This is a genomic window from Nonomuraea sp. MTCD27, assembly GCF_041950495.1.
In the GTDB taxonomy this organism is placed as follows: Bacteria; Actinomycetota; Actinomycetes; order Streptosporangiales; family Streptosporangiaceae; genus Nonomuraea.
Genome location: NZ_JBGNUW010000003.1, coordinates 598,105 through 614,289 on the forward strand (window position 1 = coordinate 598,105; position 16,185 = coordinate 614,289).

General features: G+C 71.9%; 13 protein-coding genes. 4 read left to right on the forward strand and 9 right to left on the reverse strand.

All coding sequences use genetic code 11. The features are described 5' to 3' along the window. Position 1 precedes the first annotated feature (1 nt). A complete protein-coding gene (locus ACBJ59_RS11140; RefSeq protein ID WP_375110082.1) occupies positions 2–748 on the forward strand; it encodes an SDR family NAD(P)-dependent oxidoreductase in 747 nt (248 codons plus the stop codon). 73 nt (positions 749–821) lie between these two features. Further along, positions 822–1,691 carry a hypothetical protein gene (locus tag ACBJ59_RS11145; protein ID WP_375110083.1) on the forward strand — a complete coding sequence of 290 codons (870 nt, stop codon included), beginning with the start codon at positions 822–824 and terminating at the stop codon, positions 1,689–1,691. Between the two features lie 92 nt (positions 1,692–1,783). Here the strand turns inward: ACBJ59_RS11145 and ACBJ59_RS11150 are convergent, their stop codons facing one another. Genes ACBJ59_RS11150 through ACBJ59_RS11160 form a run of 3 tightly spaced genes read right to left on the reverse strand, consistent with a single transcriptional unit; the run spans position 1,784 to position 7,028 of the window. Beyond that, positions 1,784–5,011, reverse strand: a complete 3,228-nt coding sequence (locus ACBJ59_RS11150; RefSeq protein ID WP_375110084.1) for an AAA family ATPase — start codon at positions 5,009–5,011, stop codon at positions 1,784–1,786. After that, complete coding sequence (locus tag ACBJ59_RS11155) at positions 5,008–6,294, reverse strand: oxygenase MpaB family protein (protein ID WP_375110085.1); 1,287 nt, start codon at positions 6,292–6,294, stop codon at positions 5,008–5,010. The genes ACBJ59_RS11150 and ACBJ59_RS11155 overlap by 4 nt, the downstream gene beginning before the upstream one ends. Positions 6,295–6,317: 23 nt before the next feature. Next, a complete protein-coding gene (locus ACBJ59_RS11160) occupies positions 6,318–7,028 on the reverse strand; it encodes a Crp/Fnr family transcriptional regulator (RefSeq protein ID WP_364116435.1) in 711 nt (236 codons plus the stop codon). 179 nt (positions 7,029–7,207) lie between these two features. Here ACBJ59_RS11160 and ACBJ59_RS11165 point away from each other — a divergent pair, with 179 nt between their 5' ends. Then, positions 7,208–7,780 (forward strand): sigma-70 family RNA polymerase sigma factor, encoded by a 573-nt coding sequence (locus ACBJ59_RS11165; RefSeq protein ID WP_364116436.1) that lies wholly within the window; start codon positions 7,208–7,210, stop codon positions 7,778–7,780. A 1-nt stretch (position 7,781) separates the two neighbouring features. Here ACBJ59_RS11165 and ACBJ59_RS11170 read toward each other — a convergent pair whose 3' ends face one another. The 6 genes from ACBJ59_RS11170 to ACBJ59_RS11195 form a co-directional block, all read right to left on the reverse strand. Beyond that, positions 7,782–9,050: a flagellar basal body-associated FliL family protein gene (locus tag ACBJ59_RS11170; protein WP_375110086.1), complete on the reverse strand. Its 1,269-nt coding sequence runs from the start codon at positions 9,048–9,050 to the stop codon at positions 7,782–7,784. A 184-nt stretch (positions 9,051–9,234) separates the two neighbouring features. Then, complete coding sequence (locus ACBJ59_RS11175; protein ID WP_375110087.1) at positions 9,235–9,654, reverse strand: hypothetical protein; 420 nt, start codon at positions 9,652–9,654, stop codon at positions 9,235–9,237. A gap of 102 nt (positions 9,655–9,756) precedes the next feature. Next, positions 9,757–11,718 (reverse strand): beta-galactosidase, encoded by a 1,962-nt coding sequence (locus ACBJ59_RS11180; RefSeq protein ID WP_375110088.1) that lies wholly within the window; start codon positions 11,716–11,718, stop codon positions 9,757–9,759. A 10-nt stretch (positions 11,719–11,728) separates the two neighbouring features. After that, positions 11,729–12,562, reverse strand: coding sequence for a carbohydrate ABC transporter permease (locus ACBJ59_RS11185; protein ID WP_375110089.1), 834 nt, complete (start codon positions 12,560–12,562; stop codon positions 11,729–11,731). After that, positions 12,559–13,521: a sugar ABC transporter permease gene (locus ACBJ59_RS11190; RefSeq protein ID WP_364116446.1), complete on the reverse strand. Its 963-nt coding sequence runs from the start codon at positions 13,519–13,521 to the stop codon at positions 12,559–12,561. Before ACBJ59_RS11190 ends, ACBJ59_RS11185 begins: the two co-directional genes overlap by 4 nt. Before the next feature lies 1 nt (position 13,522). Further along, entirely contained in the window at positions 13,523–14,740 is a 1,218-nt protein-coding gene (locus ACBJ59_RS11195; RefSeq protein WP_375110090.1) for an extracellular solute-binding protein, read from the reverse strand. A 170-nt stretch (positions 14,741–14,910) separates the two neighbouring features. Between ACBJ59_RS11195 and ACBJ59_RS11200 the strand changes: the two genes are divergently transcribed. Beyond that, positions 14,911–16,101, forward strand: a complete 1,191-nt coding sequence (locus tag ACBJ59_RS11200) for an ROK family protein (protein WP_375110091.1) — start codon at positions 14,911–14,913, stop codon at positions 16,099–16,101. Positions 16,102–16,185 lie beyond the last annotated feature (84 nt).

The following is a 16,185-nucleotide window of genomic DNA, read 5'->3' on the forward strand; positions in this document are numbered from 1 at the left end:
GATGAGCGGACGTGGAGTTCTGGTCACCGGCGCGTCGAGAGGCATCGGACGGGCGGTAGCGGCGGCCTTCGCCGCGCAGGGGGACCGGGTCGCGATCCATCACCGCGACTCCGCCAAGGAGGCCGAAAGCCTGCTCGGCGAGCTGCCGGGTGAAGGACACGCCGTCGTCCAGGCCGACCTGGCCGACCCCGCGGACGTCAGGAGCATGGTGGACGCGGCGGCCGGGGCGCTCGGCGGGGCGATCGACGTCCTGGTGAACAACGCGGGCGTGTTCCTGCACCACCCCATCGCCGAGACGTCGTACGAGGAGTGGCAGGACGCCTGGCGCCGCACGCTCGACGTCAACCTGGTGGGCCCGGCCAACGCCACCTGGTGCGCCCTGCGCCACATGCCCGCCGGCGGCCGCGTCATCAACGTCACCTCGCGCGGCGCCTTCCGCGGCGAGCCCGACAGCCCGGCCTACGGCGCGAGCAAGGCGGCGCTGAACGCGCTGGGCCAGTCGCTGGCCATCGCCCTGGCCCCGCGCGGCGTCGCGGTGGCCAGCGTGGCGCCGGGCTTCGTCGAGACGGACATGACGAACGAGCACCTCAAGGCCCCGCGCGGCGACGCGATCCGCGCGCAGAGCCCGTTCGGCCGGGTGGCGCGGCCGGAGGAGATCGCCGCGGCCGTCGTGTACCTGGCCTCGCCGGCCGCCGAATGGGCCAGCGGTGCCGTGCTCGATCTGAACGGAGCTTCCTACCTCCGCTGACCCGTGATCTTCCCGCCTCTCCGGGCTATTGTGAACTCTCGGGCACTTCGGGACTCGCTCAGAGGGGGACGGTGTGGCCAAGGTCCGTGCCTACGCGTTCTTATCGGTCGCGATCTGCGCGGCGGTCCTGCTGGCCGGCCTCGTCCTGTACGGGACGGCGGGGCTCTCGGGCATCCTGTTCGCCCTGCTGCTCGTCCCGGTCGGCCTGTGCGCGTTCGTGGTCGCGCACGACGTGTTCCGCCGCCGGGACCTGGTCACCGCCGAGCGGCACCTGCTCGCCCACGAGCGCGACCACGTCAGGCGTACGGTGGACTTCGTCGCGGACCCGGACCTGACCGAGCAGGAGCGCCTGGCCGTCATCGACTCCTTCATCCCGAGGCTGCGCGGTTCGAGCCGGCCGAGCAGGGACCGGTTCGTGCTGGTGCCCGAGCTCTCCCCGCCCGCCCGGGCCCTGCTGGAACGCGCCAGGACGGCCGTCATGTCCGTCTACACCTCGCAGGTCATGCAGAAACGCCTGCTGGACGGGCTGGCCAACGAGGTGCTGCTGCCCCGGCAGATCTGGGAGATCGCGCTGCTGCTGCGGGTCCAGACGCACCTGCAGCAGGAGCAGGCCCGCGCCATGCGGGGCGTCGTGACCGCCGAGCTGATGGCCGTGCTGGAGCCGCAGCAGGAGGCCCTGCGCCGCTCCGTGGCGAGCGTGACGGCCAGGGTGGAGGGGCTGGAGGGGTACGCCCGCCGCGTCCAGGAGGCCGACGCCGCGCTGCGGGCGCAGGAGGCGCTGGGCAACAACGAGAAGTACCGGGCGCTGCTGGCGCACACCGACGACACCGACGGCCTGCGCGACCTCGAGACCCGCGGCGAGGCGCTGCGGGAGACGCTGGCCAGGAGCGTGCGCGAGGCCATCGAGGCGGGTCAGACCCTGAGCCTGCGCCCCGCCCACTGACGTCACCCACCGGGCCGCGCCGTGTCCGGGCAGCGCGGCCGCGCAGCGCGGCCGCGCCGAGGCCGAGCCGGGTCGCCCGGTGCCCTGCCAGGCTAAGCAGGCAGCCGCCGGTCCAGCAGCAGCGCTCCCCGACCGGCCAGCAATGACCGGCACCACTCGCGCAGATCCGCCGGCTTGGGCCCGCCGACGCCGCCCGCGTCGAGCAGATCGGCCCAGTCGAGCAGGGACTCGGCGAGCATGAGCGGCACCGCGCGCCGCTCGTGCACCTCGGCCGCGGCCTCGAAGTGCTCGGCGGCCCGTCCCAGGTCGCCCATCGCCACGCACAGGTGGGCCAGGTAGTGGTGCCCGCAGTGGTGGGCCACGGCGCCGTGGCCGAAGGTCTCCCCGCCGGTGGACAACGAGTCGTACAACCGCCCGGCCAGCTCGGCCCGCCCCAGCCGCGCGGCGGCCAGGGCGAGGTTGTCGAGGGCGGACCGGTGCGCCATGTTGCGCGGCGGCGCGGCGCCCCCGTACGCCAGGATGCGGTCGAGCAGGGGAGCGGCCTCCTCGTCGGCCAGCTCGCACAGATAGCGCAGCACCGCGTGCACCGGGTCCACGCGGGGAGCCTGACCGGCGCGGCGCAGCCGGTCGCGCAGCTCCCACAGCCGCCCCTGCAGGCGCCGGATCTCGGCGATCTGCTCGGCGTAGATGGCCACGGCCTCCAGGCGGCGGCCGATCTCCGAGCCCAGCCGCAGGGCCGCCTCCGCCTCCGACTCGGCCTGCGCCAGGTCGCCCTGCATGAGGGTCAGCCCGGCCTTGGAGTAGCCGATCAGCCAGTTGAGGTGCGGCTGCCCGAGCCGGCGGGCCAGCTCGTCGGCCTGGTCGAGCAGCATGGCGGCCCTGGTGGCGTCGCCGCTGTCCAGCACCGGGGGAGTGCGCTGCACGTACGCGTGGAACAGCACCAGGTCGTCGCCCGTGCGGCGGGCCGCCTCCAGCATCTCGTCGCCGTCGCGGTGCCGCTGGTGCAGCGGGTCGGCGGGGACGATGGTCAGGCTGCGCATGCCCAGCACGCTGGCCAGCGTGCGGGGGTCGCCGGACTTGCGGGCCAGCGCCACCGCCTCGTCGCTCAGCGCGAAGCGCCGCTCCCCGTCGGGCGCCCAGATGAGCTCCGAGGCTAGCTGGGCGGCCAGCAGCGCCCGGGTGCTGACGTCGGTGGAGTCGACCACCCTGCGCGCCTCGGTCAGCAGCGCGATGCGCTCAAGGTCGGGCGTCACCGAGATGCTGCCGCGGTCGCCGCCGAGCGCCGCGGTGACGATCAGGTCGTGCCGCTCGCACTCCCGGGCCAGGTCGGCGGCGTCCAGCAGGGTCCGCCGGGCCTCCGGGTGCCCGGCCAGCCACATCGCCCGGCCGCACTCCACCAGCAGCTCGGCCCGCCGCTCCAGCGTGCTGTGGGGGTGGTCGCGCAGCAGGTCGAGCACCCGCTGGTACCAGGTGACGGCCTCGCGGTGGGCCAGCCCGGCCAGCGCGTGCTGGGCCGCGTGCACCGCCGCGTCGGCCGCCGCGCTCACCCGGACCGGGTCGCGGCCGTGCTCGGCGGCGGCCAGCAGGTGGGTGGCCACCACGTACGGCCGCGACTCCATCGCCTTCGGGTCCGTCTCGCACAGCGCGTCGGCCACCCGCCCGTGCAGCAGCGCGGCGCGCGGCGCGGAGAGCATGCCGTAGAGGGCGTTCCTGGTGAGCTCGTGGGAGAACTGGCAGGACCCGTCGTCCAGCATGGTCACCAGGCCCGCGCCCATCGCCTCCTCCACCGCGGCCACGAACCGGGCCTCGTCGAGGCCCTGCTCGTGGCCGAGGCCGCGCCGCAGCGCGGCGGAGTCCATCCGCTCGCCGACGGCCAGCAGGCTGACCAGGTCTCTGGCGTCGGGGTGGAGCTGGGCCAGGCGGGCCATGACCATCCGGGTGACCGAGTCGGGCACGGCCAGCGAGTCGAGGTCCTTGCCCGCGGCCAGCTCCCTGATCACCTCGCTGATCAGGAACGCGTTGCCGCCCGTGATCCGGTGCAGCAGCTGGGGGTCGCCGCTCGCGCGCGCCTCCGCCAGCGCGTGCGAGACCTCGTCCAGCCCGAACGACGGCACCTGGATGACCCGGCCGTCGGCGGTGAGCTTGTGCAGCTCCGGCATGGCCGACTCGACCGGCACGGGACGCGACAGGGCCAGGACGAGCAGCGGCAGCGCGTCGGCGTCCCACATGAGCGCGTTGAGCATCTGCAGCGACTCCAGCGTGGCCCACTGCAGGTCGTCGACGACCAGCAGCACGGGCCGCACGGTGGCCAGGCGCTCGATCAGCGTACGGGCCGCGGCCATCAGGTGGTAGCGCTCGGACACCGGTTCGGTGGCCGGCGGCACCTCCAGCGACAGCGGCGGCGCGGCCAGCGACGGCGCCAGGCGTACGAGCTGGCCGCACTGCTGGTCCACCCCGGCCCGCAGCAGCAGCGCGGGCGAGGTGCGGGCCAGCCGCTCCACGGCGCCGGCGATCGGCTCGTACGCCTGCCGCGCCGGATCCGTGCACCGCCCCGCCAGCACCGTGAACTGCCGCTTGAGCGCCCGCCGGGCCACCTCGGAGGCCAGCCGGGTCTTGCCCACCCCGGACTCGCCCTCCAGGATCACCAGCCCGCTGCCGAACTCGGCCGCCGCCAGCTCCTGGTCCAGCGCCCGCAGCTCCTCCTGCCTGCCCACGAACGGCAGCAGCGGGCCGTCGTCCAGCCACGGCGCCAGCCCGCCGGCGAGGTGGTGGTCGGCGCTCTGCCAGTGCAGCTCGTACGTGTGCAGCGGCTCGCGCAGCCCCTTGCCCGGCAGCCGCCCGAGGTCCTTGAACTCGTGCCTGCTGCGCCCCTGCGCCAGCCGCCGCACCAGATCGGTGCAGAGCACCTGCCCGCCCTCGGCCACCGCCACCAGGCGGGCCGCCTCCACCGTGGGCAGCCCGCTCACGTCGTCGTGCCCCCAGCACACGTCGCCGGCCGCCAGCGCGGCCCTGATGGAGATCTTCTCCAGGGCGCGCTCGTTCTCGTCGGCCACCGCCTGCTGCACCGCGATGATCGCGTCCAGCCCGGCCGTGGCGGAGTCGAACACGGCCATCAGCCCGTCGCCCAGGCTCTTGGTGAACGACGAGCCGCTGGCCGTCACCACCGAGCGCAGGAGCTGGTAGAGGCGGCGGAAGACGACGTTGGCCCGCTCCTCGCCGAGTCTGATCCGCAGGGCGGTGGAGCTCACCACGTCGGTGAACAGGATGGTCGCCGTGGTGAGCGTGCCCGGCTCGTGCGGGGGCTCTTGGGGGGCAGTCACTGGCGCGGCCCTTTCAGCGCCCGCGCGGGCGCTCGTAGCTTGCTGCGGACTGTGCGGCGGATCTCGCGGGTCTTCACCGCGGGGTTCGACTGCTTGATCCGCCACGCGTGGGCCAGCTCCCCGGGGATCCTGAACGCCGCCTGCCCGTCGGAGTGGCGGTCGATCAGGGCGACCACGATGTGCCGCCCGGCCTTGCGTACCAGCCAGCGAACCACACCGTCCACCGGCCCGGCCAGCCACGAATGCCGGTGGGCGGAACGCGCCGCCGCGAAGATCGCGGTGAACCACCAGGCCGGCTTCGGCACTCCGAGCAGCTCGGGCACCCGGTCGGCGCCGTGCTCGGCGTGCCGGAAGATCCAGTGCACCAGGCTGCGCGGCATCTTGCGCCAGCCCAGCGGCATGAAGGCCTCCATCTCCTGCAGCAGCATGGCCATCAGGCGGCGGCCCTCGTCGCTGGGCTCGAGCAGGCGGCCCAGGCGCGCGCTGATCGGCTCGACGTCGTCGAGCGTGAGGGGGCCGTCGCGGCAGACCTCGATGCCCATGAGGTGGCCGAAGACGCTCCAGGTGTAGAGGTTGGCGGTGCGCTCCTCGTCGCTCAGCAGCACGCCCATGGTCTCCATCGCCTCCCACGTCACCACGGAGAAGTCGAAGAGCGTGGCCAGCAGCAGCTCCTGGTTGACCGGCGGGCCGTACCGCTCGGTGTCCCAGCGGTCGGCGTACTTCTCGTCGACCAGGGCGCGCACGAACGAGTGCAGGATCCGCAGCCCGATCGCCGTCGTGTGCCCGGGACGGCCCGGCTGCAGGCTGTCGGCGGCCTTCAGCCCCATCACGTCCACCAGCATCTGCCCGGTCTCCGCCACCCGGCGGGTGAGGCTGTGCGTGGCCAGCTTGGAGACGCCGCCCAGCACCTTGGCGCTGGACATCTCCGCGTACGCCATCGGCAGGCAGGCGAAGAACAGCGCGGCCGACTGGTACAGCCCGTGGTCGGCGAAGACGGCCTGCCCCCGGGCCAGCAGCTCCCGGTCGTCCCCCCACTCCGGCAGGTCCCTCACGAAGTCGAGCGCGTCGAAGATCTCGGAGGCCGGCGGCTCGCCCGAGGGGGCCCTGGCCTCCCGCTTGGCCGCCCCCAGCTCGGCGACCACGGCCTTGACCAGATCCAGCGCGCCCGTCCCCGCGGGCTGCGCCTGGAGGTACTCGGCCACCACCTTGTCGATGTCCGGGTCGGCCTGCTGCCGCAGCTGCCGGAACCTCTCCTCCGGCCAGCGCTCGTCATGAACGTTCATCTACCCCGTACTCTCCAGTTCGTTCAGAGGCCGCCCCGTTTCCGGAGGGCGGCGACATCCAGCAGCGTGATCGTTCGGCCTTTGACGGCGATGAGGTTCCTCGCCACGAGTGACTGCAGCGCCCGGTTGACCGCCGGCCGCGACGCGCCGATCAGCGCGGCGAGGTCGGACTGGGTCAGCCCCGGCAGGTCCACCACCCCGGCGTCCTGGCCGTGCTTGTCGGCCAGCTGCAGCAGCAGCTTGGCCAGGCGGCCCCCGAGATCGAGGAAGGCCAGGTCGGCCGCCTGGTCGGTGAGCCTGCGCACCATCCGGCCGAGCAGGCGCAGGAACTCGTCGGCCAGCCCCGGGTGCTCCCGCATCAGCTCCAGCAGCCGCGCCCTGGGCAGCACGAACACCCAGGCGGGCCGCACGGTCACGATGGAGGCCGAGCGGGGCGAGCCGTCGAGCAGTGCCATCTCGCCGAAGGTGTCGCCGCGGCCCAGCATGTTGAGGACGATCTCGTCGCCGTGCTCGGTGGTGAACACCACCTTCACCAGCCCGTCCAGCAGCACGTACAGCGACTCTCCCGGGTCCCCCTGGTGGAAGATGATCTGCCCGGACCGGTATCTGCGCGCCAGCCCGGCCCGTGCCGTGCTCTGGATGCCGCTCTCTCCGAGTACGCGGAACAACGGGATCTCCGCCAGCACGGCGGCGACCGGCTCGACGTCGTGTGGAAGCCCGCTGCGAGCGTTCATGCAAGAACTCTAGGCCGCATTCCGCGGGCCGACAGCCTGTGGTTACCGATCTCCGAAATGTGATGCGGAACACACCTGGACTGTCACGTTCGAGACAGCCTTTTCGGATCACTGGGCGCACCGTGAGGGAGCCGGCCGGAAATGACCCCCCGAGTGCCCGGGCCGGCGGGGAGAACGACATGCAGTTGGAGACCATCGAACGCCCTGACACCGCCGCCCTGGTGTCCGCCGCGCAGGACGGCGACGCCATGGCGTGGGAGCGGCTGGTCGAGGAGTTCAGCCCGATGCTCAGGGCCCGCATCCGCCGCTTCCGGCTCAGCCACGAGGACGCCCAGGACGTGCTCCAGACGACCTGGCTGCTGGCCTGGCAGAACCTGCGCAGCGTGGAGGACGGCCAGCGCATGGCGGGCTGGCTGGCCACGATCGCCTTCCGCGAGTGCCTGAAGCTCACCAGGCGGACGAAGGAGATCTGCACACCGGACCTCGACTCGCTGGGCAGCACGGACGACGTGGACAGGGAACTTGCCAGGATCTGGCTGGCCGGCACGCTGGAGGAGCTGGTCGAGAAGCTGCCGGCAGCGCAGCGGGTCCTGTTCAGGGCGCTCACGGAAACCTCCGAGCCGCACTACGTGGACGTGGCGCGCAGGCTGGGCAGGCCGGTCGGGAGCATCGGGCCCACCCGAGCCCGCTGTTTCGCGAAGCTACGCGGGCTTCTCCAGGCCCGCGAGATCACGCGCGACTTCCTGGACTGATCTACTTCGTGGCCGGGTCAAGCTGGATCGCCTCCAGGAACGGCTCGAAGTCGAAGTGCGCCATCTCGTGGGCGTCCGGATCGGTCTCCGCGGGATAGGCGTAGAACCTCGTGCGCCGCTCGCGCAGCCCCGGCCTGCTGCCGAACATGCCGCTGATGGCGTCGGGGACGAACCCCCGGCGCATCTCCTCGGCGAGCCCTTCGGCGACCTGCTGGTCGAACGGCACCCGGTAGAGCGCGTCCACCCGCTGGTAGACCCGGAAATAGCTGACGATGAACCGCATCCGGTCCCGGTAGGACACCCAGTCGGTCACCCCGGCCGTGGAGGCCTCCTGGTCCTCGGTGATGAACTCCTCGGCGAGCTTGCGTACCTTCTCGTTCTGGATCGGCGCCCACGCCTTCGCCATGTCCACGCCCGCCGGCGGCGTCAGCGGCCGGCCGACCTTGATGTCGCTGAGCGGCGTCCGCACGGCGAACAGGTGGCGGGTGTAGAGCGAGGACCACAGGTCCTCCAGCTTGCGGGTCAGCCACGGCTGGTCCGCGTGCGCGGCGGCGTAGAGGCGGAAGCGGGCGAAGCGCCTGCGGGTGACCAGCGAGCGCAGCGACCGCCAGGACACCCGGGTCAGCCACCGGACCGGCCGGTAGAGCACCAGCTCGAGCGCAGCCTGCGCGCGAGCCTGCTCGTACGCCGACAGCGCGATGTTCGCGCCCAGCATCAGCTCGGCCCGCACCTCGGGGTCGTCGGCCGCGGCGGCCTCGACCATGAGCTGGGCGGCGTCCTTCAGATAGCGCGCGTCGGCCGGCGACAGCAGGTTGGTCAGGAACTCCGGCGGCGTCGGCGTCAGGTCGGACTCCGGGCTCACCCGGAGGAAGCGGTCAGGGCTGTCGTTCCACAGGTTGACCGCCAGGCTGGCGGTCTCCAGGAAGATGGCGCGGTTGGCCAGCGCCAGCCCGAGCTGGTAGCTGGGCCCGAGCAGCGTGAGCAACGCGGCCCTGAACACCCGCTTGAAGCGCTGCGGCACCCGCAGGCGGCGGCCGAAGTCCTCGATGAACGGGGAGTCCGGGCCGAGGTCGAGGCTCTCGCCGACGGCCTTGGACGTCCAGGTGGCGTAGCAGTACCAGTTGTTCGCCTCCCGGCCCAGCCGGGTGGCGAGGTCGGCGGCCACGCGATGGTAGCTGTAGGCGATGACCATGGCTTCCAGCGCCGCGCTCCGGTCCTTGTAGGCCGCGATGCGCAGCACGTCGTCCGCGGTCATCGGAGTGTCGGACATGGGTTCTCCCGTTGTGGTCCCGTCGCCTCGAGGAATGCTCACGAGTAAAGAGAGCCTCCAGCGGCGTCAGATACAGTCCGGCGGCCGCATTGCCCCGTGACCGCCAGGGCTGGAGCGTAGGAGCCGTCACTTGCGACGGGCTTGCAGCGCGCCGCCCCGGGCGGCCGGCCCGGGGCGGCGGTCCTCATTCCTTGACCATAATCTTGCTGATCACGACGAATCCGCCGAGCGCCCCCGCGGTGCCGGCGGCCGTCGTCGTGGTGAGATTGACCACCAGGTCATATGTGCCGGGGACGAGCTGGCCGCGCATGGGGACGGAAGCGGTATATCTGCCGGAGCCGGGTGTGAAGGTCATCTCCACCGGGGGTGATGGATGCCTTGTCTCGCCACCCCCCAGCAGATCGGCGATGATCTCCAATTGCCAGCGGCCCGCCAGCCAGTCGACGAGCTCACCGGTGACCTCCCAGCTCACGTCCACGGTCCAACCCTCGCCCTGATGAACGACGTTCGTGGGATGAGCTCCGGGATCGACAACCTGACCGTGCAGAATGCCGGTCAACTGCTCGGCCGGCACTTTCATCAGTTGAAATTCTCCGGTTGCCATTTCGATCTCCTCTCCGCGGGACAGGTCCCCGTGTGAAGGAGCAGAGCGACGACACCGGTGGCGAAATACGCGTCCTTTCTGATGATGAATAGGTGATTTTTTCTAGTTTCCTGGACCGCCGATCCTGACGAGGTCCCCGGGGCCCGTGGCGCCGACGCGTACGCCGTTCAACCGCACGCTGGCCTCCACGGCGCAGTCGAGGTAGGCGTTGAGCCCCTTGACCACCATGTCGCCGAGCCGCCCGCCGGCCAGGCGCAGCACCGCGCCGCCGCCTTCCGCGGCGACGACCTCGACGGTCCCGTACGGGGTCCGCAGGCCGATCGGGCCCTCGTTGCCCGTCTGGACGAGCACCGTGAGGTAGTGGACGTCCCGGCCGGGGTGGCTGCGCAGGAACGCGTCGGCCTCCCCGTACAGGACGAGGCCCTCGCCGGCCTCCGGCGGGGGAGCGGGGGAGGGGGCGAGCAGCGCGCACGGCCTCAGCCGCTCGTCGAGCTCGGGCACGGGCCCGTCCACCAGCACCCGGCCGCCCGCCGCGGCGTAGTTGGCCAGAAGCTCCTGAACGCGCCGGTGCATGAACGGCCCGCCGGGCACGGTGACCGTCCGGTACGCGGCCAGCTCCTCCGGCGTCACGCTCTCCAGCTCGACCAGCCCGTAGTCCAGGCCCCGCGCCCGCATCCGCTCGTGGAAGGCCAGCAGCGCCCGGCCGCAGCCGGGGCCGCCGGGGCCGGACAGCGCGGCGATCCCGGCGTAGGGGAGGTACAGCCCGAACGCGTCCCGCCGCACCCCGGCGCACTCCAGGAACTCGGCGCCGTGCGCGGCGAAGAAGTCCGCCAGTGCCCGCACCACCGGCGCCTTCCCGGTGGCCGCGCCGCCCGCGTCGATGGGCGCGCAGTCCGGGTACGGCCCCGCGTGCGCCGCGTCCAGCTCCGGCGCCCAGCCCGAGGTGGCCACCCCGGTGTAGACGTTGAAGCCGGTCGCGCCCGCCGCCATCGCCAGCAGCGACTGGTGGAAGCTGGTCGCCCCGTCGATGTAGGCCGGGTCGTAGAGCTCGGAGAAGCCCCAGTTCTCCTCCAGGTTGGGGCCGGGCGCGCGCTTGGCGGCGATCACGTAGCGGGCCTGCGCGCCGGGGTCGGCCGACACGACGCCCATCCAGTTGGTGAACCCGTAGGAGATGCCGTCCCACAGCTCCGGCCTGACCCTGGCCAGCCAGTCGTCCAGCTCCGGCACGGTCGGCGGGTTCAGGTTGACGACGACCGGCAGGTCGGAGCCGACGGCCTGGGTCCAGACGCGGTACACCTCGGCCAGGTAGTCGGCGTGGAAGCGCCCCCAGTCGGCGAGGGCGAGCAGGCCGGTGACCGGGGGCCCGACCTCCGCCCAGTCGCCGAACGCGGTGCCGTGCACCTCGTTGTACGCCTGCGGCGTCCCGTACCAGGCCCGCAGCCGGTCCCGGTAGAACGCCACCCCGGAGGCGCTGTAGTCGTAGGCCGTCAGCGGCAGCGCCCCGCTGGTGTAGATGCCCTCGTTCGCGATCTGCACCGCGATCACCGCCTCCGCGCCGGCCAGCACCTCCTTGCCGACCGCCGAGAGCCACTGCGTCGCCCTGGTCAGGAACGCGGGCCCGAGCGGCGCCGGCAGCGTGCGGGTCGCGGCGCCGTCACCCCAGCGCGAGGGCGCGCCGGCGGCGTCGAGCAGCGGCTCGATCGACGGGTCGGCGTCCGGGCACACCCAGTCCGGCAGGCCGCCGTAGCTGACCTCGGCGTGGATGAACGGCCCCGGCTTGGCGACCACCCGCAGCCCCAGCTCGTGGCAGAGCGCCAGGAAGCCGGTGACGTCCCTGGCGGGATGGGTGACGCCGGTGAAGTCGGGGGCCGTGCCCGCCTCGGGCTGGTGGTGCCGCCAGGGCAGGTAGCAGGTGACCACCTCGATCCCGAGCTCGTCCCGTACGGCCCGCAGCCGGTCGGCCCACACGGCCGGATCGTCGCGGTAGTACGGATAGTCGGCGGTGACGAGCACCCGCGGCACGCCGTCGACGACGGCGACCCCGTCGCGGACCTCGATGACCACGCTTGTCCTCCTAAGCTTTCAGACCGGTGAATGCGATGCCCTGCAGGATGCGGCGCTGGAAGACCAGCAGCACGGCGATCACGGGCAGGACGGCGAGCGTGGCGCCCGCCATGATGTAGTACGCGCGCCCGCCGTCGGGGCTGGCCACGAGCTGCTGCAACGCCAGCGGCAGGGTGTAGAGCTCGGGGTCGTTGGTGACCAGCAGCGGCCACACCAGGTCGTTCCAGTGGAACAGGAAGCTGGTGATGGTGACGACCGCGAGCACGGGCTTCGACAGCGGCAGCACGATCCGCCAGAAGATCTGCATCCGGCCGGCCCCGTCGATCAGCGCGGCCTCCTCCAGCTCGCCGGGCAGCGACAGGAAGAACTGCCGCAGCAGGAAGATGTCGAGCACCGAGGCGATGTTCGGGACGATCAGCCCCCACCCGGTGTCGAACATGCCCAGCGACTGGGTGACGTGGATGCGCGGCACCAGCAGCGTGATCGCGGGCACCATCATGCCGCCCAGCATGATCACGAACAGCTTGTCGCGGCCGGGGAACGGGATCCGCGCGAACGCGTACGCGGCCAGCGCGTCCACCAGCAGCTTCGCCGGCACCAGGATCGCGCAGACCCACACGCTGTTCACGAACGCGTTGCCCAGCCCGCCGACGCCCAGCACGTAGTCGTAGTTGTCCAGCGTCGCCGCCCACTCGCCGGTCTTCCTGTCCAGCGGCAGCAGGTTGGGCACCTTGCTGTAGATGTCCTGGCCGTGCTTGACCGAGGTGGCCAGCATCCACAGGAACGGCACCACCGACACGGCCGCCAGCAGCACCAGCGCCACGTACATGGACGCCTTCCTCATGACGCCTCCTGCTTGACGAACCTGAACTGCAGCGCGGTGACGATCATGATGAAGACGAGCAGGATGAACGACATCGCGCAGGCCGCCCCCATCGCGTCGTAGCGGAAGGCGAACAGGTAGAGGTGCAGCACGTACGTCAGCCCCGACTGCTCGGGCCCGCCGGTGACGCTGCGCCCGTTGCCGGAGAAGATCACATAGACCAGGCCGAACACCTGCAGCGCCGCGATCACCCCGGTCACCAGCAGGTAGAACGTGGTCGGTCGGAGCATCGGGAACGTCACCCGCCAGAACCGCTGCCACGGCCCGGCCCCGTCGATGATCGCCGCCTCCTGGATGGCGCCGGGGATGCCCTTCAGGCCCGCCAGGTAGATGATCATCGAGATGCCGCACTGCCAGGCCGCGATGAACGCCAGCGCCGGGATGACCAGCTCGGGGGTGTTGAGCCAGTTCTGCCCCGGGATGCCGACCAGGCCGAGCAGCGTGTTGATCAGGCCGTACTGCGGATCGTAGAGCCAGCGCCAGATCGCGCCGACCGCCGCCTCCGCCGTGACGACCGGCAGGAACAGCAGCAGCCTGAACAGGTTCGCCCCGCGCCTGATCGCGTTCACCAGCAGCGCCTGCACCAGCGCGGCCACCAGGGTCAGCGGCACGGCGATCAGCGTGTACTGCAAGGTGACCTGCACCGACTTCCAGAAGTGCGGGTATTTGACGTCGTCGAAGAGCAGGTCCGTGTAGTTGGCCAGGCCCACCCAGTTCGCGTCGGTGCGCAGGTTCCAGTCGGTGAAGCTGTAGTAGAGCGCCGACAGGGCCGGGTACAGCAGGAAGACCAGGAAGTAGACGAGCGCCGGGGTGACCAGGAGCCAGCCGATCACGTGGTCGCGGCGGCGTGGCGGGCGGCGGCGGGCACGTCTCCCAGGCCCCGCCGCCACCCGCCGGTCCGCCAGTACGGGTGCCGTCACGTCAGCTGTTCCAGCCGAGCAGGGAGCGGGTCTTGGCCGCCGCGTCCGCCAGCGCCTGCTGGGCCGTGACCTTGCCGGTCAGCGCCGACTCGATCGCCGGGGCGATGATCTCGTCGTTGACCTGGATCCACTGCGGCACCGCGGGGCGCGCGTGCGCCACCTTGAGCTGCTCCAGGAACGCCGCCTGCTCCGGGCCGCCCGCGACGACCTTCGCCTTGAGGTGGACGGGGAACCCGCCGAGCGCGTCGGCGACGACGCCGTTGTTGTCCGCGTTGCCGAGGAAGGCCAGCCACTTCCACGCCAGGTCCGGGTTCTTGCTGGTGGAGAAGACGACCGAGTCCTCGCCGCCGATGTTGCCGGCCGGCTCGCTCTTGTACGGCAGCGGCGCCACGCCGAAGTCGAGGTCGGGGAACTGCTCGCGGATCGTCGGCACGTCCCACGGGCCGGAGATCGTCATGGCGGCCAGGCCGTTCTCGAAGGGCTTGTCCGAGTCGGTGATCTTGCGCGGCGACGACTTCTGCAGGTCCACCCAGAGCTGCAGCGCCTCCACGGCGGGCGGCTGGTCGAACAGCACCTTCTTGCCGGCGTCGTCCACCATCTCGCCGCCCGCGCCGTGCACGATGCCGGGGAACATCCAGGCGCCGTAGCCGTCGCCCTTGGGCACGTTCATGCCGGCCACGTTCGCGTCGGCGGCGTGCACCCGGTCCGCGGTCTGCTTCAGCTCGTCCCACGTCTTGGGCGGGGTCGGGACCAGCTTCTTGTTGTAGAAGAGCGCGACGGTCGTCTGGTCCTGGGGCAGGCCGTAGAGCTTGCCGCCGGCGCGGTTGGTGTCCAGCGCGCCCTTGTAGTAGTCGGCCTCGGTGATGAGCCCGGCGGGCACCTCCTTGATCGTGCCGTCGAGGGCGTACTTGGAGACCAGCGGCTGGTCGAGGATGCCCGCGTCGGGGGCGCTCTTGCTGGCCACGGCGCTGCCGAGCTTGGTGTTGTAGTCGTCCTTCGGGATCTTGACGAGCTTGACGGTGACACCGGGGTTGGCCTTCTCGAAGTCCTGGCGGACCTTCTCGATGACCTGGCCCGCCTGCGGGGTGCGGTCCTGGTACATCCAGAAGGTCAACTCCTTGGCGTCGCCCTGGCCACCGCCGCCGCCACCGCCGCCGCACGCGGCCAGGCCGCTCGCCAGCATCGCCACGACGGCGCCTCGCACAAGTCCTCGGCTCATTGTCGTCTCCTCATCGGGGGGATGGCCAGACCATAATCTAAGGTCCGAAAGAAGTCAGGAGTTGCCGGGAAACGCTTCGGTAACGCCGTGGACATCCGGGCGGCCCGCGCTCACCCTTCGGGCCGTGAACTAACATGGCGGCGGGTTTCAGGAGAGGAACGGGGACGAGGATGGGCACGTCAGGGCGCAGGACCGTACGAGATCTTCGCCGGGGCAACCGGGCGATGCTGCTGCGCGCGCTCTACTTCGGCGGCCCCGCCAGCCGCAACGAGCTGTCCGCCGAGACCGGCCTCAGCGCGGCCACGGTCAGCACGATGACCGGCGACCTGCTGGCCGACAATGTCATCGTCGAGGCGGGCCAGGTCGACTCCGACGGCGGCCGGCCCCGCGTCCTGCTCAAGGTCAACCCGGCCTTCGGCTACGCGGTGGGCGTGGACGTGGGCGAGACCCAGGTCAAGGTCGAGCTGTTCGACCTGGAGATGAACGTGCGGGCCAGGGCCCACTACGCGGTCCGGTCGGCCAAGCACGACCCCGAGCTGGTCGCCCGCCACATCCTGACCGGCGTGGACGCGGTCATCGCCGAGGGCGAGGTGGCCGCCGGGCAGGTGCTCGGCGTGGGCGTCGGCGTGCCCGGCATCGTCGAGCCGGGGCCGGACGCGCTGGTGCGGGCCAAGACGTTCGGCTGGGAGGCGGTGCCGCTGGGCGCGCTGCTGCGGGCCGGCACCGCGCTGCCGCTGTTCGTGGACAACGGCGCCAAGACCATGGGGCAGGCCGAGCTGTGGTTCGGGTCCGGCCGGGGCACCCGCGACGCGATCATCCTGCTCGTGGGGTCCGGCGTGGGCGGGACCGTGGTGAGTGACGGGCGGATCTACCGCGGCGCGGGCAAGGCCGCGGGCGAGGTGGGGCACCTGAAGATCGTCGCCGGGGGGCGGGTCTGCCGGTGCGGGGCGCGCGGGTGCCTGGAGGCGTACCTGGGGGCCGAGGCCATCCTCGACCGGGCCGGCGTGGTGGCCGACTCCGCCGACGAGGAGGCGGCGCTGGCCAGGCTGCTGGAGGAGGGCTCGCCGGTGATCGGGGAGAGCGTCGAGCTGCTCGGCGTGGGCCTGTCGAGCCTGGTGCACCTGTTCAACCCCGAGCGCATCGTGATCGGGGGGTGGGCGGGCCTCATGCTGGGCGGCCGGCTGCTGGCCGACATCCGCGCCGCCACCGCGGCCAACACGCAGGCGCAGCCGTTCCAGCCGGAGATGGTCGTGCTCGGCCGCCTCGGGCCCGACGCGGTCGCGCTGGGCGCGGCCACGCTGGTGATCGAGCCCTTCTTCGGTGACGCAGCGTTTCCGGAAGTGGTCACCACTATTGCGTAGGCGTTAAATCAAGCATTGACAGAAGTGCCGGGCGCAGGCACGCTCTGCTCGATAGAGCGCTCTCTCACTACCCCCCTGTTCGTG

Coding starts and splice junctions, on each gene's coding strand:
- ACBJ59_RS11140 (WP_375110082.1), top strand. CDS start 2: ATGAGCGGACGTGGAGTTCTGGTCACCGGCGCGTCGAGAGGCATCGGA.
- ACBJ59_RS11155 (WP_375110085.1), bottom strand. CDS start 6,294: ATGAACGTTCATGACGAGCGCTGGCCGGAGGAGAGGTTCCGGCAGCTG.
- ACBJ59_RS11160 (WP_364116435.1), bottom strand. CDS start 7,028: ATGAACGCTCGCAGCGGGCTTCCACACGACGTCGAGCCGGTCGCCGCC.
- ACBJ59_RS11165 (WP_364116436.1), top strand. CDS start 7,208: ATGCAGTTGGAGACCATCGAACGCCCTGACACCGCCGCCCTGGTGTCC.
- ACBJ59_RS11170 (WP_375110086.1), bottom strand. CDS start 9,050: ATGTCCGACACTCCGATGACCGCGGACGACGTGCTGCGCATCGCGGCC.
- ACBJ59_RS11175 (WP_375110087.1), bottom strand. CDS start 9,654: ATGGCAACCGGAGAATTTCAACTGATGAAAGTGCCGGCCGAGCAGTTG.
- ACBJ59_RS11185 (WP_375110089.1), bottom strand. CDS start 12,562: ATGAGGAAGGCGTCCATGTACGTGGCGCTGGTGCTGCTGGCGGCCGTG.
- ACBJ59_RS11195 (WP_375110090.1), bottom strand. CDS start 14,740: ATGAGCCGAGGACTTGTGCGAGGCGCCGTCGTGGCGATGCTGGCGAGC.
- ACBJ59_RS11200 (WP_375110091.1), top strand. CDS start 14,911: ATGGGCACGTCAGGGCGCAGGACCGTACGAGATCTTCGCCGGGGCAAC.